The organism is Gemmobacter nanjingensis (assembly GCF_014652195.1).
GTDB lineage: Bacteria > Pseudomonadota > Alphaproteobacteria > Rhodobacterales > Rhodobacteraceae > Gemmobacter > Gemmobacter caeni.
Genome location: NZ_BMYI01000005.1, coordinates 200153 through 200353 on the forward strand (window position 1 = coordinate 200153; position 201 = coordinate 200353).

The following is a 201-nucleotide window of genomic DNA, read 5'->3' on the forward strand; positions in this document are numbered from 1 at the left end:
CGCAAGGCTGGCATATTGCCGGAAGGCATCCGTTCCGGCCCGCGCCCGCAGGCTGGCATCCGACCGCTTGCGGGTCAGCGGCTTGGTCAGCCGCCGCGCCGCCGTGGCGATTTCCACCTCGATCGATCCGGTCTCACCCTTGGCGGGCGTCCTGACCGGCGCCTTGTCGATATTGCCGCGCAGCACCAGATGCGGCTCCCC

1 pseudogene is annotated in these 201 nt (G+C 70.1%); it reads right to left on the minus strand.

The window, feature by feature from the left end:
• Positions 1 to 201 (minus strand): annotated as a pseudogene (locus tag IE126_RS11170) (hypothetical protein); the annotation flags it as partial.